The following is a 20,294-nucleotide window of genomic DNA, read 5'->3' as shown; positions in this document are numbered from 1 at the left end:
ATAAGGTCAGTCAACACGGCGTGGCCGCCCGGTACCGTCCCGGTGCCGCCCGGTGCCGTCCCCGTGCTGCCCCGGCGCCGCCCGGCGCCGTCCGGCCCTTCCGGGGCGCACCGGTGGGATATACACGTCCCTCATGACCTCCTCCGTCGTGCAGACCCCGCTCAAGCGGGTCATCGGGCCCAAGCTCCTCGTCCTCTTCGTGGTCGGCGACATCCTGGGAACCGGCATCTACGCCACCACCGGCAAGGTCGCCGGAAAGGTCGGCGGCGCCCTGTGGCTGCCGTTCCTGATCGGCTTCCTCGTCGCGATCCTCACCGCCGCCAGCTACGTCGAACTGGTCGGCAAGTACCCGCGGGCGGCGGGCGCCGCGCTCTACACCCAGAAGGCGTTCAAGGTCCCGTTCCTGACCTTCATCGTGGCCTTCATGGTGATGAGCTCCGGGCTGTCGTCCGCGAGCGCCGCAGCCCGGGCCTTCTCCGGCGACTACCTCGCCGAGTTCGTCAGCCTCCCGCCGACCCTGGTCGCGATCGTGTTCGTCCTCGCCCTGGCGGCGCTCAACCTGCGCGGCGTCTCGGAGTCGGTGAAGGCCAACGTCGTGCTCACCCTGGTCGAGCTGACCGGCCTGCTCGTCGTCCTCGGCTTCGGCGCGTGGGCGGTCCTGCACGGCGAGGGCGATCCGTCCCGGCTCACCGACTTCCAGGCCTCGGGCACCGGCACGGCAGCCCTGTCCGGCGTGCTGGGCGCCACCGCCCTGGCGTTCTTCGCCTTCGTCGGCTTCGAGGACTCGGTCAACATGGCGGAGGAGACCGAGGACCCGCACCGCACCTTCCCCCGGGCGATCTTCCTCGGCGTGGCCCTGACCGGCACCGTCTACGTCCTCGTCGCGGTGGTCTCCTCGCTCCTGGTGGACCACGAGACGCTGGCCGCCTCATCCGGCCCGCTGCTGGAGGTCGTCAAGGCCGCGGGGGCCGTCTTCCCGCCCGCGCTGTTCGCGCTCATCGCCCTGTTCGCGGTCACCAACTCGGCCCTGATCAACATGATGATGGCCTCCCGCCTGGTGTACGGGATGGCCAACGAGCGCGTCCTGCCCAAGGCCATGGGCAAGGTGCTGCCCCACCGCCGCACGCCGGTGGCCGGCATCGTCTTCACCGCGCTCCTGGCCGTCGCGCTGGTCTCCACCGGCGAGATCGAGGGCCTGGGCGACACCACGTCGTTCCTGCTGCTGTGCGTCTTCGCGGTGGTCAACGTCGCGGTGCTCGTGCTGCGCCGGGACCGGGTCGGGCACGAGCACTTCCGCACCCCCACCGCGCTGCCCGTCCTCGGCGCGATCACCAGCCTGGTCCTGGCCAGCCCCCTGGCCGAGCGCTCCGCCGACGTCTACGTCCGCGCCGGGATCCTGCTGGTCGTCGGCATCGCCCTGTGGGGCGTCAACCGGCTGTTCCTGCGCCGCGCCGAACGCGCGGAGGACGCCGAACGCACGGAGGGCGCGGGGGGCGCGGCGGGTACGGAGGGCGCCGGGCGGACCGGGCAGGGCTGAACCCGGCCCGGCAGGGGCGCACCGGCCGCCGTGACCCGGGGAATACAGCGCGGCGCACCGGGTAGCCGGGGCCCCGTGGGCGAAACGGTGCAGGCGGGGCTCTGGGGCCTGGTGGCCGGCTCCGCGCTGCTGATCGGCGCGGGGCTCGGCTACTTCCTGCGCGTCCCCCGGCTGCTGATCGCCTCGGTGATGGCCTTCGGCGCCGGGGTGCTGCTCTCCGCGGTCTCCTTCGAACTGGTCGGCGAGGCGTACAGACAGGCCGGGATGCTGCCGGCGGTTGTCGGCACGGTCGTGGGCGCGCTCGCCTACACGGTGGGCAACATCGCCCTGTCGCGGCGCGGGGCGCGGCACCGCAAGCGCTCCGGGCACATGGACGAGCGGCGCCAGCCCTCGGAGTCGCAGAAGGCCGGGTCCGGCCTGGCCCTGGCCCTGGGGGCGCTGCTCGACGGTGTTCCCGAGTCGGCGGTCATCGGGGTGAGCCTGCTGGACGGCGGGGCCGTCAGCACGGTCACCGTGGCCGCCGTCTTCATCAGCAACGTGCCCGAGGGGCTGTCCAGTTCGGCCGGCATGCGCAACTCCGGCCGCAGTGCGGGCTACGTCTTCGGGGTGTGGGGGGCCATCGCGGCGGCGAGCACGGTCTCGGCCGTCCTCGGCTACACCGTCGTCGGCGGGTTCCCCGACAGCGTGGTCGCCGCGGTGACCGCCGTCGCCGCGGGCGCGATCCTGGCCATGATCGCCGACACCATGATTCCCGAGGCCTTCGAGGACACCCACCTGGCAATGGGCCTGATCACCGTCGCCGGGTTCCTGACCTCCTTCGCCCTCTCCCACGCCTGAGAGCGGGACGAGCAGGGCGAGCGGGGCGGCGGCAGGGGCTCCCGCCCGGGCCGGGCGGCGCGGGCGGGACCGCTCACCGCCTCGCGCCGCCCGGACGGGCGTCGCCGGCGCGGACACCGGTGGTCTCGTAGCCGGTGACGTCCTTGCCCGCCGGGCCGCGGCGCACCTGCTCCGGGCGCACCCACAGCAGCACCTCGTGCTCGCTCTCCAGGCGGCCGAGGCGGGCCGCCTTGAACCGCAGCCCGGCGCCGAGCCCGGCAAGCAGCAGCCCCGCGGCCACCGGTACCAGGAACGACGAGGCGACCGCCGCGACGAGGGCGAGCAGCAGCCACCGGCGCCGGGAGCGCAGCCACAGCCGCGCGGTGACCGCGCGGTCCTGCAGGACGACGGCGCCCGGCGCCTTCGGCACCTTCACCGCCTCCTCCGCCAGCCTCCGGTAGCGGCCCTGCCGCACGAGGAAGGAGACGGCCGCACCCACCACGAACAGGGCCAGCCCCGCGAACAGCCCGATCCGGCGCCCCGTCAGGCCGGGCACCGCCGCGCCGGCCGCGGCGGCCGCCAGCCCCGTCCACCACAGCCACGTGCCCGAGGTCCTCACCAGTACCGCCACCCGGCTCAGCGCGTACGCCCCGCGAACCACCACGAACCTCCCTGTCATCGATCCGGTGCCCGGATGGTAGTCACGGCCCGGCGGGGTTCGCACGGGAGTCCCCGGACCCGCGGAACCGACGCGGCGCGGGGGACGCACACGGCGCGGGGGACGGACGCGGCGCACGGGCCCGCCCGGCGGCACGGGCGCGGTGACGGCCGCTCAGTCCGCGAAGAGGCCGCGGGCCGCCGCGCGCGCGTCGAACTCCTCCAGGCGCGCCTGGGCGTCGGGGATCCCGTCGCACATCGACTCCAGCAGCACCCGCCCGAGCATCATCGGCGCGCACGCGGTGTCGAAGACCAGGCCGGTGCCGACCGCCGCCGGGAGCAGCAGGTCGGAGTGGCCGGCCACGGGGGCGAACGCGCTGTCCGCGACCGTGATCACCGTCAGGCCGGCCGCCTGCGCGTACTCCAGGGCCTCGACGACCTCCCGGGGGTGGCGGGGCAGCGCGAAGCACAGCAGGGCGGACGCCCCGGCGCGCGCCGCCGCGTCGATGCGGTCGGCCAGCATCGTGCCGCCCTCGTCGAGGAGGCGGACGTCCGGGTGGACCTTGGCTGCGAAGTAGGCGAAGCCGCGGGCCTGCGGCCCGGCCGCCCGCAGGCCCAGGACGGGCAGCGGCCGGGAGGCGGCGAGCAGGCGGCCGGCCCGGGCCACGGGGGCGGGGTCGGCGAGGAGCGCGGCCAGGTGCCTGAGGTTCTCGATCTCGGCCTGCACCGCCTGCTGGTACTCGTTGACCCGGGGGGCGGCCGGCCCCCGCCCGGAGGGGGTGACCTCGCGCAGATGGCGGCGCAGGGCCGGGTAGCCGTCGAAGCCCAGGGCGACGGCGAACCTGGTCACCGACGGCTGGCTGACCCCGGCCAGCTCGGCCAGTTCCACGCTGGACAGGAACGGCGCGTCGGCGGCCCGCCGCACCAGGCAGTGGGCGATGCGGCGCTGGGTGGGGGTCAGCCGGTGCCCCTCGAACAGCCGCAGCAGGCGGGCGGCCGCGGGCTCGGACCCCGGTGCGGCGCCCGGCCCGGCGCCCGGCCCCGCCTCCGGTCCCGCGCCCGGCCCGGTGCCCGGCGCGAAGGCGGTGCCGACCGCCGTCCCGGGCCCGACCGCCGTCCCGGGCCCGCCCTCCGGTGCGGGGGCGCCCTCCGGTGCGTCGTTGTTCGCCATCGCGCCCTCCTGTCCTCTGCATGACTGTAGACCGCCGCGCCGATCACCGGTGCGGCCTCCGGGCCCCGCCGGCACGGGGCGGCCGGGGCGGGGCCGGGGCGGCGGGGAGGTCAGAGCGGGGGCAGCAGCTTCTTCTGCGGCTTGCCCATGGCGTTGCGCGGGAGGGCGTCGAGGAACCGGATCCTGCGCGGGCGCTTGTGGACGGACAGGTGGCCCGCGACGAAGCCGACCAGGTCGGCCTCGGTCACCCCGTCGGCCACGACGTACGCCACGACCTCCTGGCCGAGGTCCTCGTGCGGCGCGCCGACGACCGCCGCCTCGCGGACCGCCGGGTGGTCCAGGAGCGCGTTCTCCACCTCTCCCGCGCCGATGCGGTAGCCGCCGCTCTTGATCAGGTCGGTGGAGGCCCGGCCGACGATGCGGTGCGTGCCGTCCGGCTCGATCACCGCCATGTCGCCGGTGCGGAACCAGCCGTCGTCGGTGAAGGAGGCGGCGGTGGCGTCGGGGCGGCCGAGGTAGCCGTCGAAGACCGTCGGGCCGGTCACCTGGAGCTCGCCGACGGTGGCGCCGTCGTGCGGGACCGGGGAGCCGTCCTCCCCGGCCAGGCGGGTGGAGGTGCCGGGCAGCGGCAGGCCCACGGCGCCGGGGCTGCGCCGCCCGTCGGCCCTGGCGCTGACGGTGATCAGGGTCTCGGTCATCCCGTACCGCTCGACGGGCCGGGAGCCGGTGAGCCGCTCGATGTCGCGGAAGACCGGGGCGGGCAGCGCCGCGCTGCCGGAGACCAGCAGCCGGGCGCCGCGCAGGGCGGCGGCCGAGGCCGGGTCGGCGGCGACCCGGGACCACACCGTGGGCACGCCGAAGTACAGGCTCCCGCCCGCGGCGGCGTAGGCCTGCGGGGTGGGGCGGCCGGTGTGCACCAGCCGGCTCCCGGTGCGCAGGGCGCCCAGCACGCCGAGGACGAGCCCGTGGACGTGGAAGAGCGGGAGGCCGTGCACGAGGGTGTCCTCGGCCGTCCAGTCCCAGGCGTCGGCGAGGCCGTCCAGGCCGGCGGCGACCGCCCGCCGGGTGATCGGCACGCCCTTGGGCGCCCCGGTGGTCCCGGAGGTGTAGAGGACGAGGGCGGTGGCGCCGTCGCCGGGCTCGGCCGGGAGGACGGCGGAGGCCGGCGCCCGGTCCGCCGTGCCGACCGGGACCACCTCGACGCCCGGCACCCCGCCCGGCGCCCCGTCCGCCTCCGGCAGCGCGCCGGGGTCGCCGGTGAGCAGCAGGGCCGCGCCGGAGTCGCGCAGCACGTGGCCGCGCTCGGCCGGCCCGGAGTCCGGGGGCAGGGGCACCACGGGGACGCCCGCCAGCAGGCCGCCGACGACCGCCGCCACGGTCTGCGCGGTGGGGAGGGCGTGCACGGCGACCGCCGGCGCGCCCGCGATGCGGGCGGCCACCGCGCCGGCGGCGCCGAGCAGCTCCTCGCGGGAGAGCGCGCGGTCCGCGACGCGGAGCGCGTCGGGCGAGTCCCCGCCGGGCAGGCCGGCGGTCCCCGGGGCGGTGAGGGCGGGGAGCAGGGGCACGGCTGGGTCCTTCCGTCGTTCCGTCGTTCCGTCGTTCCGTCGATGGAGAAGCCGGCTCCCGCCGGGGTTCGCGGCACGGCCGCGGCCGCGGTTCGCGGCCGGAACGGCACCGCGGGCTCCGGGGTTCCGGGACCACCGGAACTCCGGGGCCACCGGGGTCGTCGGGGCCGCTGCGGGCCGAGCGGCCGGGAGGACGGGCACCGGGCGGGCGCCGGCTCCGGCCCCGTGCCGGCCGCGGCACCATCATGCTCCCGCACCGCGCCCCGGCGGCGCACACGGGCCCGGCGAATGCGCACGCCCCCGGACCGGGCGGACCCGGGCCGGGGGCGGAGGGGGGTTCGGGCGGGGACCGCCGCACCCCGGCTCGCGCCGGGGCGGGACGGCGGCGGTCCCCGCGGGGGATGCGGCGGGCCGGTCGGGCCGGGGCCGCCGCGTCCGGGCGATCAGGAGGTCCGGGAGCCGCTCCGGAGGTTCCTTGTCGCCGTACTCGGTGCCGCACGGCCGGTCCCCGTGCGGGGCTCCTGCCGTGCCGACACCGACCACTGTGCCGGTCCCGTGTTAAGGGCGTGCTGCGGCCGCGTGACGGCGGCGTAGCGGTATCAGCGGTCCGTCGTCCCCGCCAGGTAGGACAGCAGGTCCTGGCGGCTGACCACACCGGTCGGCTTGCCCTCGACCAGCACGATCGCCGCGTCGGCGTCGCCGAGGACGGCCATCAGGTCGGCCACCGGCTCGCCGGAGCCCACGTGCGGCAGCGGCGCGCTCATGTGCTTCTCCAGCGGGTCGGTCAGCGCGGCCCGCTTGGCGAACAGCGCGTCCAGCAGGTCGCGCTCGACGACCGAGCCGACGACCTCGGCGGCCATCACGTCCGGGTGGCCCGCGCCGGGCTTGACGACCGGCATCTGGGAGACGCCGTACTCGCGCAGCACCTCGATCGCCTCGCCGACGGTCTCCTCGGGGTGCATGTGGACCAGCTGCGGGATGCCGCCGTGCTCCTTGCGGGCCAGGACGTCGCCGACGAGGTCCTGGCCGCCCTCGCCGAGGAAGCCGTAGTCGGCCATCCACTCGTCGTTGAAGATCTTGGACAGGTAGCCGCGGCCGCTGTCCGGCAGCAGCACGACCACCACGTCGTCCGGCCCGAGCCGCTCGGCGACGCGCAGGGCGGCGACCACGGCCATGCCGCAGGAGCCGCCGACCAGCAGGCCCTCCTCCTTGGCGAGGCGGCGCGTCATCCGGAAGGAGTCCTTGTCCGAGACGGCGACGATCTCGTCGGTCACCGTGCGGTCGTAGGCGCTCGGCCAGAAGTCCTCGCCGACGCCCTCGACCAGGTACGGGCGGCCGGTGCCTCCGGAGTACACCGAGCCCTCGGGGTCGGCGCCGACGATGCGCACCCGCCCGTCGGAGACCTCCTTGAGGTAGCGGCCGGTGCCGGAGATGGTGCCTCCGGTGCCGATGCCGGCCACGAAGTGGGTGATCCGCCCCTCGGTCTGCTCCCACAGCTCGGGGCCGGTGGAGTGGTAGTGCGAGAGGGGGTTGTTGGGGTTGGAGTACTGGTCCGGCTTCCAGGCCCCGGGGGTCTCGCGGACCAGGCGGTCGGAGACGTTGTAGTAGGAGTCGGGGTGCTCGGGGTCGACCGCGGTGGGGCAGACGACGACCTCGGCGCCGTAGGCCCGCAGCACGTTGATCTTGTCCGTGGAGACCTTGTCCGGGCAGACGAAGATGCAGCGGTAGCCCTTCTGCTGCGCCACGATGGCCAGGCCCACGCCGGTGTTGCCGGAGGTCGGCTCGACGATCGTGCCTCCGGGCTTCAGCGCACCGGACTCCTCCGCGGCCTCGATCATCCGCAGGGCGATCCGGTCCTTCACCGAACCGCCGGGGTTGAAGTACTCGACCTTGGCCAGGACCGTCGCCTGAATGCCTTCGGTCACCTTGTTGAGCCTGACGAGCGGGGTGTTGCCCACCAGGTCGATCATCGAGTCGTGGTACTGCACGACGCCTCCGGGGTCTTCCGTTGGATACGGCCCCAACTCTATGGCCGTCCGGAGGGTTCCCGGCGGGCCCGCGGGAATCGCGGGCCCGGGTGAGCGGGGCGGGAGCACCCCAGGCGGCCGGGGGCGTTGCAGGCGGCCGCGATACGGGCAAGCCGATACGGACGGCCCGGGACGGCCCCGGCGTCCCTGCAGGGGGGTGACTGCTCCGATGTCTTCGACGTCCAGGGCACGGAGGGTGCGGCGGATCGCGGCGGTGGCGGCGTACGGCGGCGGGGGCGTGGGGCTGCTGGGCGGGATGGCGGTCGGCGTGCTGCTGACCGAGGCCCGGCTGGCGCGCCGGACGGTCGGCTGGTGGGAGGAGGAGCCGCCCTTCGCGGACGGCCGCTACGGATCCGACTTCGCCGCGGACGGCGCCCGGCCGCTGTTACTGGGCGTCCTCGGGGACTCCACCGCCGCCGGGCAGGGCGTGGCGCTGGCCGGGCAGACCCCGGGGGCGCGGCTGGCACAGGGGCTGGCCGCGGTCGCCGAGCGGCCGGTGGACCTGGTGAACGTGGCGCTGCCGGGGGCCCGGTCGGACGACCTGGACCGGCAGGCCGGGGTGCTGCTGGACCGTCCCGGGCCGCCCCCGGACGTGGTGGTGGTGATTGTCGGGGCCAACGACGTCACCGACCGGGTGCCGCCCGCGAGGTCGGTGCGGCTGCTGGCGGACGCGGTGCGGCAGCTGCGGGCGGCCGGCTGCGAGGTGGTGGTCGGCACCTGCCCCGACCTGGGCTCGGTGGAGCCGGTCCACCAGCCGCTGCGCTGGGTGGCGCGGCGGCTGAGCCGGCAGCTGGCGGCGGCGCAGACGGTCGCCGTGGTGGAGCAGGGCGGGCGGACGGTGTCGCTGGGCAACCTGCTGGGCCCGGAGTTCACGGCCAACCCGGCGGAGCTGTTCGGCCCGGACAACTACCACCCCTCCGCGGAGGGCTACGCCACCGCGGCGACGGCCGTGCTGCCGACGCTGTGCGCCGCGCTGGGGCTGTGGCCCGAGGACGAGCGGCCGGAGGCGGCGCGCCGCGAGGGCATCCTGCCGGTGGAGCAGGCCGCGGTGCAGGCGGCGGCCGAGGGCGGCACCGAGGTCACCCCGGCGCCGCCGACGTCGACGGGCCGCCCCCCGGCCCGCTGGGCCCTGCTGAAGTTCCGCCGCAGGCGGCGCCTCCCCGAGGAGACCGGGCCGGAGGAAACCGGGCCGGGTGGCGTGCGGGGGGCCACGGAGGGGGAGGTGGAGGGGGAGGCGGCCGGCGATCCGGGCGGGCGGTCCGGCACGGGAACGGTGATTGCCGGACCACCCGACTGAGCGCATGCTTAGAAAAGAGTCTCGCGTCACAGTCCCCGGGCCGTGACGCACACCGTTACGTATGGGTAACTTCGTGCTGCCGAGCCTTGCTGCAGCAAAGCCTTGCCGTACCCGAGGAGTTTCGATGCCCGAAGCCGTGATCGTCTCTGCCGCCCGCTCCCCGATCGGGCGCGCCTTCAAAGGCTCGCTCAAGGACGTGCGGCCCGACGACCTGACCGTCGCGATCGTCAAGGCGGCCCTGGAGAAGGTGCCGGCGCTCGACCCGCGCGACATCGACGACCTGATGCTGGGCTGCGGCCTGCCCGGCGGCGAGCAGGGCCACAACCTGGGCCGCGTGGTGGCCGTGCAGGCCGGCATGGACCACCTGCCGGGCTGCACCATCACCCGCTACTGCTCCTCCTCGCTGCAGACCACCCGCATGGCGCTGCACGCGATCAAGGCGGGCGAGGGCGACGTCTTCATCTCGGCCGGCGTGGAGACCGTCTCCCGCCAGGTCAACGGCACCTCCGACGGCATGCCGGGCACCATGAACCCGCTGTTCGCCGACGCGCAGGCCCGCACCCAGTCCCGCGCCGAGAACGGCGGCGGCGAGTGGCACGACCCGCGCGAGGACGGCCTGCTCCCGGACGTCTACATCGCCATGGGCCAGACCGCCGAGAACCTGGCCGCGCTCAAGGGCGTCACCCGCGCCGAGCAGGACGAGTTCGCCGTCCGCTCGCAGAACCTGGCCGAGAAGGCCATCGCCGACGGCTTCTGGGAGCGGGAGATCACCCCGGTCACCACCCCGGACGGCACCGTGGTCAGCAAGGACGACGGCCCGCGCGCGGGCGTGACGCTGGACGGCGTCTCCGGCCTGAAGCCGGTCTTCCGCCCCGACGGCACCGTCACCGCGGGCAACTGCTGCCCCCTCAACGACGGCGCCGCCGCCCTGGTGATCATGTCCGACACCAAGGCCCGCGAGCTCGGCCTCACCCCGCTCGCCCGGATCGTCTCCACCGGCGTGTCCGGCCTGTCCCCCGAGATCATGGGCTACGGCCCGGTCGAGGCCTCCAAGCAGGCGCTGAAGCGCGCCGGGCTGAGCATCGGCGACATCGACCTGGTCGAGATCAACGAGGCGTTCGCCGCCCAGGTCATCCCGTCCTACCGCGACCTGGGCATCGACATCGACCGGCTGAACGTCAACGGCGGCGCCATCGCGGTCGGCCACCCGTTCGGCATGACCGGCGCCCGGATCACCACCACCCTGATCAACTCCCTCCAGTGGCACGACAAGCAGTTCGGCCTGGAGACGATGTGCGTGGGCGGCGGCCAGGGCATGGCGATGGTCGTCGAGCGCCTGAGCTGACGCTCGCAGTACCCGTCCCTCACGGACGGTAAACACCCCCGGGATGTGATTTACGTCCCGGGGGTTTCGTCTTTTCCCAGGTCAGGGCAGGGACACGAGTGAGTCACGAAAAGGACAAACACCCCTTTCGTGACGTAGCACACTGACTGCGCCATGGATTCTGAGGCAGCCTGTAGGGACACGTCTGTCCTTCGTGCGAAGGCTGATCGTCAGGAGAGACCCCGTGACCGCTACCGTCCTCGTCCCGCTGCTGCTCCTCACCGGTGCCGCCGTCGGCGCGGGCGCCTGCGCGCTGGCCGGCCTCCGCGGGACCCGGCGCGAGATCGCCGCGCTCCGCGCCGAGCTGGCCCTGGCCGGCGCCGGACGCATCCCCGCCGCCCGCTCCGCCGCCGACTCCGACGCGATACGCACCGCCGTGGCAGCCGCGCTGGCCGACGAACGGGAGCGCGAACTCGCCGAGGCCCGGGCCTTCTGGGCCGCCCAGGAGGCCCGCGAGGCCGCGGACGCCCCCCTCCTCGACGGCCGCACGGACGTGGAGCTGTCGCCGTTCCGGCCCCGCCCGGCCGACCTGGTCGGCCTCGATGACGGCCCGGACGGCGCCGACCCGGCCCGCGACTCCGAGGAGTGGCTGGGGGAGGCCCTGCGCGCGGCCGCCGGCGAGGCCGTGGCCGGCCGCCCGGCGGGACGCAGCCACCCCTCCGACCCGGACTTCGTCCCCTCCCCCACCGTCGCCGACCCGGCCGGCACCACCGAGCGCATGGCCCTGCTGGCCGAGGAGCGCATCCCGCTGACCGACGTCCGCCCCGGCCCGCTCGGCACCCTGGACGTGTACGCCTTCGAGGACGGCACCACCCTGTGCCTGACCCCCGGCGACAGCCGTGCGACCGGTCGGCTGATCGAGTCGCTGCGGGCCGGCGGCTCGCCCGTGCTGCTCGGCGGCTCGGCCGTCGGCGGCGCGTACGCGCTCACCTTCGACCTCGGCGGCGGGAGCGACGGAAGCGACGAGGTCGGCGAGAACGTCTACGTCCTCGCCGACCGGGTGGTCGCCTCCTTCTGAGGCCCACCGGGGCCGGGAAAGGCCTTCCCGCACCCGCCCGGGCCGTGCCCGGTGCCGACGCGGCCGCGCCCCCACCGGGCGCGGCCCGTTCCGTTCACCGTCCGCGGCGGTTCACCGTTCGCGGCGGTTCACAGTCCGCAGCGGTTCACAGTCCGCAGCGCCGGGTCGTCTCCGCGACGGCCCGCAGCGCCTCCTGGAGCACGTCCTCCCGGGACGCCTCTCCCGGCGACGCACCCTCGCGGCCGCCGCCGGCCGCGAGCGCCGCGGCGAGGTCGTGGCCGGCCACCGCGATCTGGTCGCCGATCGCGAACACGCCCAGGTCCGGGATCCGCCGGGGCTCGGCCCCCGGGAACTCCTCCCGCTGGGCCGAGGCGGCCAGCGTGCGGGCGAGTTCCAGTCCGAGGGCGGCCCTGCTCGCGCCGCCCCCGTCCGCCGCGGCGAGCAGCCTGCTCTGCGGGAGGGAGCGGAAGCGGTCGGCGATCCGGTCGACGGCGTCCAGCAGGGGCGTGCAGTCGGTCATGCGACGAGCGTAGTGCGCGCACACGCCGGAAAAAGGGCCGGGGCCCGCGGAAGCTGTGCGCTTCCGCGGGCCCCGGCGGCCGCCCGTGCGGGCGTGGGTCAGTCGTCGCCGCGCAGGATCGAGATCAGGCGCAGCAGCTCCAGGTAGATCCACACCAGGGTGAGGGTCAGGCCGAAGGCCGCCAGCCACGCCTCGTTGCGCGGGGCGCCGTACTGCACGCCGTCCTCGACCTGCTTGAAGTCCATCGCCAGGAAGGCTGCGCCCAGGACGACGCCGATGATGCCGAAGACGATGCCCAGGGCGCCCGAGCGCAGGCCCAGGCCGTCGCCGCCGCCGAAGACGGCGAAGAGCAGGTTGACCGCCATCAGCAGGACGAAGCCCATGGCCGCGGCCATGACGACGCCGACGAACCGGCGGTTCACCCGGATCAGCCTGGTCTTGTAGGCGATCAGCATGGCCACGAAGACCGCCATGGTGCCCAGGACGGCCTGCACCGGGGCGCCGGGGAACTGGTAGTTGAACAGCTTGCTGAGCACGCCCAGGAAGACGCCCTCGAGGGCCGCGTAGGCCAGGATCACCGCGGGCATCGGCTTGCGGGCGAAGGACTGCCACAGGGCCAGCACCATCGCCGCCAGGGCGGCGCCGACGGCGATGCCGTAGCTCTGCTCGCTGACGGGCAGGACGAACCAGCCCACGACCGCGCCGACGATCACCAGACCGAGCGTCGTCGCGGTGCGCATGACGACGTCGTCGATGGTCATCCGACCGGTCTGCACCGGGCCCGCGGACGGGGCCTGGTACATCTGCTGCATCTGATCGGGGGTGAGGGGCTGCTGGGCGGCGTAGGGGTTGCCGGCCACCGGCCCCTGCGCGTAGGGGTTCCCGCCCGGCTGCTGGGCGGCGTACGGGTTGCCGGCCGGCTGCTGCTGGGCGTTGAACCCCGCGTAGGCGTTGTCGTCGCGGCTGAAGCCCCGCCGCGAGAAGACCGGGTTGCTGCTCCTCATCTCACTCCTCCAAGAGCTGCACGTTGCAGCGTTGAGCCAAGAGTAATGCGTAGGCAAAAGAAATGGCTCGTGCCAGGGGAGGATCTTCCACGGACGGAGAGGGCGAAACCGGGGTCCGGCCGGCGAGTGCCCCCTCTGCGCTGCCTGCGCTCTGCCTGCCGCAGTGCCCGGAGCGGGACTCGAACCCGCACGGCCCGCGAAGGCCAGCGAGGTTTAAGCTCGCCGTGTCTGCATTCCACCATCCGGGCAGGGGACCGAACGGCACGCGGCGAAGCCCGCGGCCGCCCCAGGGGGCACGCCGAGCCTAGCCCGCCGGACCACCCCAACACCCCACGTTCGGCGCCAGGTTGTCTTATTTCATGAGGACCTGACGCTGATTCAGGCCACGCCGCCGGAAGACCGCACACACCCGGAACTGGCCCCCCGCGCCTCCCCCGCCGCTCCCGCACCGCGCACCGCCCCCGCGGCAAATGACGCGAAATCGCCCTCCCCGCCCCACGGGCGGCCTCGGGGTCCGACCCCGGCATCCCCCCGACTTCCGGAAGAGGGGGGCGTCAGCCCCAGGTATGACTCCGGCGCGCCGTGTCCGCCCGCAGGCCGTCCCCGGAACCGGAGCAGCGGCCGATGCCCCGGGGGAGGGGTCGGCGAAAGCATGGGGACGTCCCTTTGGTACCCCGTCAGGAGCAGTCCCCCGTGACCACCAGCAGCACCGCCGTCCCCTCCCACGCCCCCGGCACGACCGCAGTCGCGGCGGCCCGAGCAACCGGCCTGAGCAAGGTCTACGGCAGCGGGGAGACCAGGGTGGTCGCCCTCGACAACGTCAGCGTCGACTTCCACGCGGGCCGGTTCACCGCGATCATGGGGCCCTCCGGCTCCGGCAAGTCCACCCTCATGCACTGCATGGCCGGCCTGGACTCCTTCTCCTCCGGCTCCGTGCGGATCGGCGACGTGGAACTGGCCTCGCTCAAGGACAAGCAGCTCACCCGGCTGCGCCGGGACCGGATCGGCTTCGTCTTCCAGGCGTTCAACCTGCTGCCGACGCTCACCGCGGCCGAGAACATCACCCTGCCGATGGACATCGCCGGGCGGAAGCCCGACGCCGCGTGGCTGGAACGGGTGATCGCCACCGTCGGACTGTCCGGACGGCTGTCGCACCGGCCCTCGCAGCTGTCCGGCGGCCAGCAGCAGCGCGTGGCAGTGGCCCGCGCCCTCGCCTCCCGCCCCGACATCGTCTTCGCCGACGAACCCACCGGCAACCTCGACTCCCGCTCCGGCGCCGAGGTCCTCGGCTTCCTGCGCGGCTCCGTGCGCGAACTGGGCCAGACCGTCGTCATGGTCACCCACGACCCCGTGGCCGCCTCCTACGCGGACCGGGTGATCTTCCTCGCCGACGGCCGGATCGTCGACGAACTGCACGGGCCCACCGCCGACGGCGTGCTCGACCGCATGAAGCAGTTCGAGGCCAGGGGCCGCACCAACTGACCCGCGGACCGGACCCGCAGCAGCCCCGGCACACCCCGGCGGCCCCGGCGGCCCCGACGCCCCCTCGTCCCACCGTCCCGCACGCACCTTCACCAGGACTGACACCCATGTTCCGCACCGCCCTGCGCAACGTGCTCGCGCACAAGGCCAGACTGCTGATGACGGTCCTCGCCGTCATGCTCGGCGTCGCCTTCGTCTCCGGCACGCTCGTGTTCACCGACACCGCCGGCGAAGCCTTCCGAAAGAGCGCCGTCAAGAGCCTTACGGACGTCTCGGTCCGGATCGAGCCGTCCGACCCCTCGAAGCCCCTGACCCGGGACCTGCTCGAGCAGGTCCGCGACCTGCCCGGCGCCGCCTCCGCGACCGGCACCGCCTCCGGGCTCGCCGCCCTGTCCGGCAAGGACGGCGAACTGCTCGGCAACGGCTGGTCCACCACGGGCGCCAACCACTCCCCCGGCCCCGGCGGCGAGGACCCCCGCCACCCGATGACCGAGGGCCGGGGACCCAGGACGGCCGGCGAGGTCGCCGTGGACCGCCTCACCGCGCAGCGGGCCGGGTTCCGCGTCGGCGACACCCTTCGGCTCTCCGTCGACGGCCCGGTGCTGGAGAAGAAGCTGGTCGGCGTCTTCGACACCGACGACGGCAACGTCGCGGCCGGCGGCACCCTGCTCCTCTTCGACGGGGCCACCGCCGAGAAACTGTTCACCGCCCCCGGCCAGTACCAGTCGATCGACGTCAAGGCCGCCCCGGGCACCTCCCAGACCGCGCTGGAGAAGCGGATCGACCGGGTCCTCCCCGAGGACGCCGTGTCCACCACCGGCGGGGAGGCCGCCCGCGACCAGGCGCGGATGATCGCGGACCAGACGACCGGCATGAACACGGCGCTGCTGACCTTCGCCGGGATCTCCCTGTTCGTCGGCGTCTTCATCATCGCCAACACCTTCACCATGCTCGTCGCCCAGCGCACCCGGGAGCTCGCCCTGCTGCGCGCCGTGGGGGCCACCCGCCGCCAGGTGACCCGCTCGGTGCTCCTGGAGGCCCTCGTGGTCGGCGCGGTCGCCGCGGCGACCGGCCTGCTGGCCGGCATCGGCATCGCGGTGGGCATGCGCGCCGCGCTGGAGTCCGCCGGCAACATGCTGCCGGACGGCCCCCTGATCGTCTCCGGCAGCACGGTCGCCACCGCGGCGGCCGTCGGCGTGCTGGTCACCGTACTCGCCGCCTGGCTGCCCGCCCGCCGGGCCGCGAAGATCCCGCCGGTGGCGGCGATGAGCAGCGTCCACGCCCCGGCGTCCGCGCGCGGCCTGGTGGTGCGCAACACCATCGGCGCCGCACTGGCCGCGCTCGGCGCCGCCCTCACCGCCCTGGGCCACTCCCAGGGGACGGACGGCAAGACGGCGGTGGGCGCGGGAGCGGCCCTGCTGCTGGTCGGCGTCTTCGTGCTCACCCCGCTGCTGTCCCGGCCGCTCGTCGCCGCCGCCGGCCCGCTGCTGCGCCCGCTGGGCACCGCCGGCATGCTGGCCCGCCGCAACGCGGTGCGCAACCCGCGCCGCACCGCGGCCACCGCCTCCGCCCTGATGATCGGCCTGACCCTGATCACCGGCCTGACGACGATCGCGCTCTCGGTCAAGGAGACCGCCACCGAGCAGGCCGCCGGCCACCTGAAGGCGGACTACACCATCACCATGTCCACCTTCGCGCCCCTGTCCCCCGAGGTCGCCGACACGGTGCGGAAGGTCGAGGGGGTCACCGCGGTCAGCCCGGTGCGCGACGTCCGCCTGGAACTGGACGGCTCCACCGCCTTCGCCTTCGGGGTGGACGGCCGCACCATCGGCGACCTGCTCGGCCTGGAGTTCACCGAGGGCTCCGTCGACTCCCTGCGCGAGGGCCGGATCGTGGTGGACACCGCCACGGCGAAGGCGGAGGGCTGGAGCACCGGCGACACCGTGCCGGTGGTGCACCGGGACGGGGCGAAGGACCGGGTCGTCGTCGGCGGCGTGTACGAGAAGGCCCAGGCGCTCCCGGGCGTGCTGGTGCCCGCCTCCCTCACCGACGCCCACATGGACCGCGTCGGCGACCGGCAGGTCCTGGTGGGGACGGCCGACGGCCCCGACGAGCAGGTCCGCGAGGACATCCGCCGGGCACTGGGCGACAGTCCCGCCATCCTCGTCCAGGACGAGCAGGACATGGTCGAGGAGTTCAGCGCGCAGCTCAACCTGCTGCTGAACATCCTCTACGGGCTGCTCGCCATGGCCGTGGTGATCGCGGTCATCGGCGTCGTGAACACCCTGGCGATGTCGGTGTTCGAACGCGCACAGGAGATCGGCATGCTGCGGGCCGTCGGCCTCGACCGGCGCGGCGTACGGACGACCGTGCGCCTGGAGTCACTGCTCATCTCCCTGCTCGGCGCGGTACTGGGCATCGGCCTGGGACTGTTCCTCGCCTGGGCCGCCGGCGGGGCGATCCGCGAGGAGCTGGACGGCTACGCGATGACGGTGCCGTGGGACCGGATCGGCCTGTTCCTGGTCCTGGCCGCCCTGGTCGGCGTCCTGGCCGCCGTCTGGCCCGCCCGACGGGCCGCCCGGACGAACATGCTGGACGCCGTCAAGAGCGCGTAGCGGACGGAAAGCCCCGCCGCGCGGGCGCGTCGCCCGGCCGGGCCACCACGGTCCGGCCGGGCGACGCGCCCGCCCTCGTCCCCGCCGCGGCCGGGGACGCGGGTGCGGGTGCCGGCGCCGGTCAGCCGGGCCTGAGCAGCCACCGCTCGCGGACCGGGGGCATCCCCGAGGCGCCGTCCGGGCCGGTGCGCATCGCCAGCACCTGGTTGACGCCGATCCGGTTCTGCTCGAAGGCCAGCGCGGAGGCGGCCATGTACAGCCGCCAGACCCTGGCCCGGCCCGGCGGGACCAGCTCCAGCGCCCGCAACCAGCCGGTCTCCAGGTTCTCCACCCAGCGACGCAGCGTCAGCCCGTAGTGCTCGCGGAGGGACTCCACGTCGCGCACCTCGAAACCGGCCTCCTCCAGCAGGGTGACGGTCGTGCCGAGCGGGGCGAGTTCGCCGTCGGGGAAGACGTAGGCGTCGATGAACTCGTCCGTGCGGTAGGCGCTCTCGTCCTTCCAGGGGCGGCGGGCGATCTGGTGGTTGAGGAGCCGCCCGCCGGGCCTGAGCAGGGCGTACAACCGGTCCGCGTACTCCCGGTAGCGGGCGGAGCCGACGTGTTCGGCCATCCCGATGCTGGAGATCGCGTCGTAGGGGCCGTCGGCGGTCTCCCGGTAGTCCTGGAGCCGGATCTCGACCCGGTCGGCCAGGCCCGCCGCGGCGACCCGTTCGCGGGCGTACGACGCCTGCTCCGCGGAGAGGGTGATGCCCACCGCCTCCGCCCCGTGGTGCTCGGCCGCGTGCAGCACCAGGGACCCCCAGCCGCAGCCGACGTCCAGCAGCCGCTGCCCGGGGCGCAGGCCGAGCTTGCGGCAGACCAGGTCCAGCTTGGCCCGCTGGGCGTCCTCCAGACTCGCTCCCGGGCCCTCCCAGTAGGCGCAGGAGTAGACCATGCTCGGGCCCAGGACCAGTTCGTAGAAGTCGTTGCCCACGTCGTAGTGGTGACTGACCGCCGCGCGGTCGCGGTGCGTGGCGTGCAGGGGGCCGCGGCGGGCGCGGGCCTCCTCCCGCGGCGGACGCGGCGGCAGTCCCGGTCCGGCGAGCAGGACGGCCTCGGCGAGCGCGCGGCGCGCCGCCGGGTCGCGGAGGCGTGCCGGTGCCTCCAGGGCCCGCAGCACCCGGGCCGCGGGGCTCCGGGGAGGTTCCTTCCCGGTGTGCAGGACGATGCCGGTGAGGCGCCCCAGAGCCTCGTAGAGGTCTCCCTCGACGTCGATCTCGCCGGCCACCCAGGCGCGGGCCAGGCCGAGCCGGTCGGGCCGCCACATCAGGCGGCGCAGGGCCCTGCGGTCGCGCAGCACGACGGCAGGGCCGTCCGGGGGTCCGGCGGTACTGCCGTCCCAGGCACGAATGCGCAGCGGCGGCGGGGCCCCCAGCGCCTGTTCGAGGATCCTGCACAACCGACCGGCCGCGTGTGCCACGGTGTTCACCTCCGGGACGATCCGGACGCCGGCTGCGCCCGTCCCGGGAATGACAGCAGAAGGCAACCGGTCGGCCGATCCTGCGACGCTCCCACCTCACCCCGAGGAAGCACAATGAATGCGCCGGTCGCCCCTCCCGGCGGCCTTCCGGCCGTTTCCGGGCATGCGGAAGGGCGCCCGCCCCACGGACGGCGGACGCCCTTCCACTGTTCCTGCTCCACTGCTCCTGCGGTGCTCCACCGCCGGACCCGACTCCGGGTCAGGAGGCGTTGGCCTTCTGCGCCTCGGGCCGGCTCTCGGCCGACTGCGCGGCCTTGGCCGCGGCCGCGGCGGTCACCGGGGCGGCCGCCTCGTAGAAGCCGCCGCGCGGGTTCTCCACGGCGCCCAGCGAGACGACGTCGCGCTTGAGGAACATCGCGAGGGTCCAGTCCGCGAACACCCGCAGCTTGCGGTTCCAGGTCGGTACCGCCATGCCGTGGTAGCCGCGGTGGAAGTACCACGCCAGACGGCCCTTGATCTTGACCTTGCCGAACAGCAGCGCCACGCCCTTGTGCAGGCCGAGGCCGGCCACGGCGCCCATGTTCTTGTGCTTGTACTCGGCCTGCGGGAAGCCGCGCATCCCGGCGATCACGTTGTCGCCGAGGACCTTGGCCTGGCGCAGCGCGTGCTGGGCGTTGGGCGGGCACCAGGCGCCCTCGCCGGAGGCGAGGTCGGGGACCTGGGCGTTGTCGCCGGCGGCCCAGACGTAGTCCGTCCCCTTGACCTGGAGGGTGGGGGCGGTGTCGACGTGGCCGCGGGGGCCGAGCGGGAGGCCGAACCGGGCGAGCGCCGGGTTGGGCTTGACGCCGGCGGTCCACACGATGGTGGAGGCGTCGACCTCGAGGCCGTTGGCCAGCACGACGTGCTTGTCCACGCAGGACTTCATGGAGGTCTCGAGGTGCACCTCGATGCCGCGCTCGCGCAGGTGCTTGAGGCCCCACTTGCCGAGCTCGGGACCGACCTCGGGGAGGATGCGGTCGGCAGCCTCGACGAGGATGAAGCGCATGTCCTCGCGCTTGACGTTCTTGTAGTACTTCGCCGCGTCGCGGGCCATGTCCTCGACCTCGGCGATCGTCTCGGCGCCGGCGAAGCCGCCGCCGACGAAGACGAAGGTCAGCGCCTTGCGGCGGACCTCCTCGTCCGTGGTGGAGTCGGCCTTGTCCAGCTGCTCCAGGACGTGGTTGCGCAGGCCGATGGCCTCCTCCACGCCCTTCATGCCGATGCCGTTCTCGGCCAGGCCGGGGATCGGGAAGGTGCGGGAGACGGCGCCGAGGGCGACGACCAGGTAGTCGAACGGCAGCTCGTAGGGGTCCCCGACCAGCGGCGTGATCGACGCGACCTTGCGGTCCTGGTCGACGGAGGTGACGTGGCCGGTCAGGACCTCGGCCTTGGGGAGCACGCGCCGCAGCGGGACCACCACGTGGCGCGGGGAGATGCTGCCGGCGGCAGCTTCGGGCAGGAAGGGCTGGTACGTCATGTACGAGCGGGGGTCGACGACCGTCACGGTCGCCTCACCGAACCGCATCTTCTTCAGAATGCGGCGCGCTGCATACAGTCCGACGTACCCGCCTCCGACGACGAGGATGCGAGGACGCTCCGTGGTGCTCATGGCATCGAGTATCCAGCACGCCTTCGGGGGTACCTCGTGAGCCCCTTCACAAGGTTTGCGGAGGCCTCTGCTACACTGCCCCGCTTTCGTGACC

Annotated in this window: 15 protein-coding genes and 1 tRNA gene; 7 read left to right on the top strand and 9 right to left on the bottom strand. The window is 74.5% G+C overall.

The genetic code is table 11. The annotated features are described in order from the left end of the window. Positions 1–133 precede the first annotated feature (133 nt). Together GQS52_RS16740 and GQS52_RS16735 are read left to right on the top strand one after the other, a co-directional pair. Positions 134–1,537, top strand: a complete 1,404-nt coding sequence (locus GQS52_RS16740; RefSeq protein ID WP_182314197.1) for an APC family permease — start codon at positions 134–136, stop codon at positions 1,535–1,537. A gap of 75 nt (positions 1,538–1,612) precedes the next feature. Continuing rightward, on the top strand, positions 1,613–2,374 hold the full coding sequence (locus GQS52_RS16735) for a ZIP family zinc transporter (RefSeq protein WP_182314196.1): 762 nt from the start codon (positions 1,613–1,615) through the stop codon (positions 2,372–2,374). Positions 2,375–2,447: 73 nt separating this feature from the next. On the opposite strand, the gene GQS52_RS16730 is transcribed toward GQS52_RS16735, so the two are convergent. From GQS52_RS16730 to GQS52_RS16715, 4 genes are all read right to left on the bottom strand, one after another. Beyond that, positions 2,448–3,014 carry a hypothetical protein gene (locus tag GQS52_RS16730; RefSeq protein ID WP_182316511.1) on the bottom strand — a complete coding sequence of 189 codons (567 nt, stop codon included), beginning with the start codon at positions 3,012–3,014 and terminating at the stop codon, positions 2,448–2,450. 171 nt (positions 3,015–3,185) lie between these two features. Next, positions 3,186–4,181: a MurR/RpiR family transcriptional regulator gene (locus GQS52_RS16725; RefSeq protein ID WP_182314195.1), complete on the bottom strand. Its 996-nt coding sequence runs from the start codon at positions 4,179–4,181 to the stop codon at positions 3,186–3,188. A gap of 110 nt (positions 4,182–4,291) precedes the next feature. Then, on the bottom strand, positions 4,292–5,740 hold the full coding sequence (locus tag GQS52_RS16720) for an acyl-CoA synthetase (protein ID WP_259371135.1): 1,449 nt from the start codon (positions 5,738–5,740) through the stop codon (positions 4,292–4,294). Positions 5,741–6,345: 605 nt separating this feature from the next. After that, positions 6,346–7,734, bottom strand: a complete 1,389-nt coding sequence (locus GQS52_RS16715; RefSeq protein ID WP_182314194.1) for a cystathionine beta-synthase — start codon at positions 7,732–7,734, stop codon at positions 6,346–6,348. A 208-nt stretch (positions 7,735–7,942) separates the two neighbouring features. On the opposite strand from GQS52_RS16715, the gene GQS52_RS16710 reads away from it, so the two are divergent. From GQS52_RS16710 to GQS52_RS16700, 3 genes are all read left to right on the top strand, one after another. Beyond that, complete coding sequence (locus GQS52_RS16710) at positions 7,943–9,070, top strand: SGNH/GDSL hydrolase family protein (RefSeq protein ID WP_182314193.1); 1,128 nt, start codon at positions 7,943–7,945, stop codon at positions 9,068–9,070. 124 nt (positions 9,071–9,194) lie between these two features. Continuing rightward, the gene (locus GQS52_RS16705) at positions 9,195–10,415 is read left to right on the top strand and encodes an acetyl-CoA C-acetyltransferase (RefSeq protein ID WP_182314192.1); all 1,221 of its coding nucleotides are present in this window, start codon (positions 9,195–9,197) and stop codon (positions 10,413–10,415) included. Between the two features lie 223 nt (positions 10,416–10,638). Then, positions 10,639–11,472, top strand: a complete 834-nt coding sequence (locus GQS52_RS16700; RefSeq protein ID WP_182314191.1) for a hypothetical protein — start codon at positions 10,639–10,641, stop codon at positions 11,470–11,472. A 145-nt stretch (positions 11,473–11,617) separates the two neighbouring features. On the opposite strand, the gene GQS52_RS16695 is transcribed toward GQS52_RS16700, so the two are convergent. From GQS52_RS16695 to GQS52_RS16685, 3 genes are all read right to left on the bottom strand, one after another. After that, positions 11,618–11,992, bottom strand: a complete 375-nt coding sequence (locus tag GQS52_RS16695) for a hypothetical protein (RefSeq protein ID WP_182314190.1) — start codon at positions 11,990–11,992, stop codon at positions 11,618–11,620. A gap of 98 nt (positions 11,993–12,090) precedes the next feature. Next, the gene (locus tag GQS52_RS16690; RefSeq protein ID WP_182314189.1) at positions 12,091–12,996 is read right to left on the bottom strand and encodes a Bax inhibitor-1/YccA family protein; all 906 of its coding nucleotides are present in this window, start codon (positions 12,994–12,996) and stop codon (positions 12,091–12,093) included. Positions 12,997–13,160: 164 nt separating this feature from the next. Then, positions 13,161–13,244: transfer RNA gene (locus GQS52_RS16685), tRNA-Leu, on the bottom strand. A gap of 376 nt (positions 13,245–13,620) precedes the next feature. Here GQS52_RS16685 and GQS52_RS16680 point away from each other — a divergent pair. Then, positions 13,621–14,478: an ABC transporter ATP-binding protein gene (locus tag GQS52_RS16680; RefSeq protein WP_182314188.1), complete on the top strand. Its 858-nt coding sequence runs from the start codon at positions 13,621–13,623 to the stop codon at positions 14,476–14,478. Between the two features lie 107 nt (positions 14,479–14,585). After that, entirely contained in the window at positions 14,586–17,093 is a 2,508-nt protein-coding gene (locus GQS52_RS16675; protein WP_182314187.1) for an ABC transporter permease, read from the top strand. 121 nt (positions 17,094–17,214) lie between these two features. Here the strand turns inward: GQS52_RS16675 and GQS52_RS16670 are convergent, their stop codons facing one another. Beyond that, positions 17,215–18,552, bottom strand: coding sequence for a cyclopropane-fatty-acyl-phospholipid synthase family protein (locus GQS52_RS16670; protein WP_182316509.1), 1,338 nt, complete (start codon positions 18,550–18,552; stop codon positions 17,215–17,217). Between the two features lie 259 nt (positions 18,553–18,811). Beyond that, positions 18,812–20,200: an NAD(P)/FAD-dependent oxidoreductase gene (locus GQS52_RS16665; protein ID WP_182314186.1), complete on the bottom strand. Its 1,389-nt coding sequence runs from the start codon at positions 20,198–20,200 to the stop codon at positions 18,812–18,814. Positions 20,201–20,294 lie beyond the last annotated feature (94 nt).

It is taken from the genome of Streptomyces sp. SCUT-3, from assembly GCF_014083985.1.
Classification (GTDB): Bacteria; Actinomycetota; Actinomycetes; order Streptomycetales; family Streptomycetaceae; genus Streptomyces_H; species Streptomyces_H thermolineatus.
Note: the sequence above shows the minus strand (reverse complement) of the source record. Positions and strands in the feature narration are given on the sequence as shown.

Bases quoted from the DNA above. Each gene is read 5' to 3' on its own strand.
- GQS52_RS16740 (WP_182314197.1), top strand. From the start codon at position 134: ATGACCTCCTCCGTCGTGCAGACCCCGCTCAAGCGGGTCATCGGGCCC.
- GQS52_RS16725 (WP_182314195.1), bottom strand. From the start codon at position 4,181: ATGGCGAACAACGACGCACCGGAGGGCGCCCCCGCACCGGAGGGCGGG.
- GQS52_RS16710 (WP_182314193.1), top strand. From the start codon at position 7,943: ATGTCTTCGACGTCCAGGGCACGGAGGGTGCGGCGGATCGCGGCGGTG.
- GQS52_RS16705 (WP_182314192.1), top strand. From the start codon at position 9,195: ATGCCCGAAGCCGTGATCGTCTCTGCCGCCCGCTCCCCGATCGGGCGC.
- GQS52_RS16695 (WP_182314190.1), bottom strand. From the start codon at position 11,992: ATGACCGACTGCACGCCCCTGCTGGACGCCGTCGACCGGATCGCCGAC.
- GQS52_RS16690 (WP_182314189.1), bottom strand. From the start codon at position 12,996: ATGAGGAGCAGCAACCCGGTCTTCTCGCGGCGGGGCTTCAGCCGCGAC.
- GQS52_RS16680 (WP_182314188.1), top strand. From the start codon at position 13,621: ATGCCCCGGGGGAGGGGTCGGCGAAAGCATGGGGACGTCCCTTTGGTA.
- GQS52_RS16675 (WP_182314187.1), top strand. From the start codon at position 14,586: ATGTTCCGCACCGCCCTGCGCAACGTGCTCGCGCACAAGGCCAGACTG.
- GQS52_RS16665 (WP_182314186.1), bottom strand. From the start codon at position 20,200: ATGAGCACCACGGAGCGTCCTCGCATCCTCGTCGTCGGAGGCGGGTAC.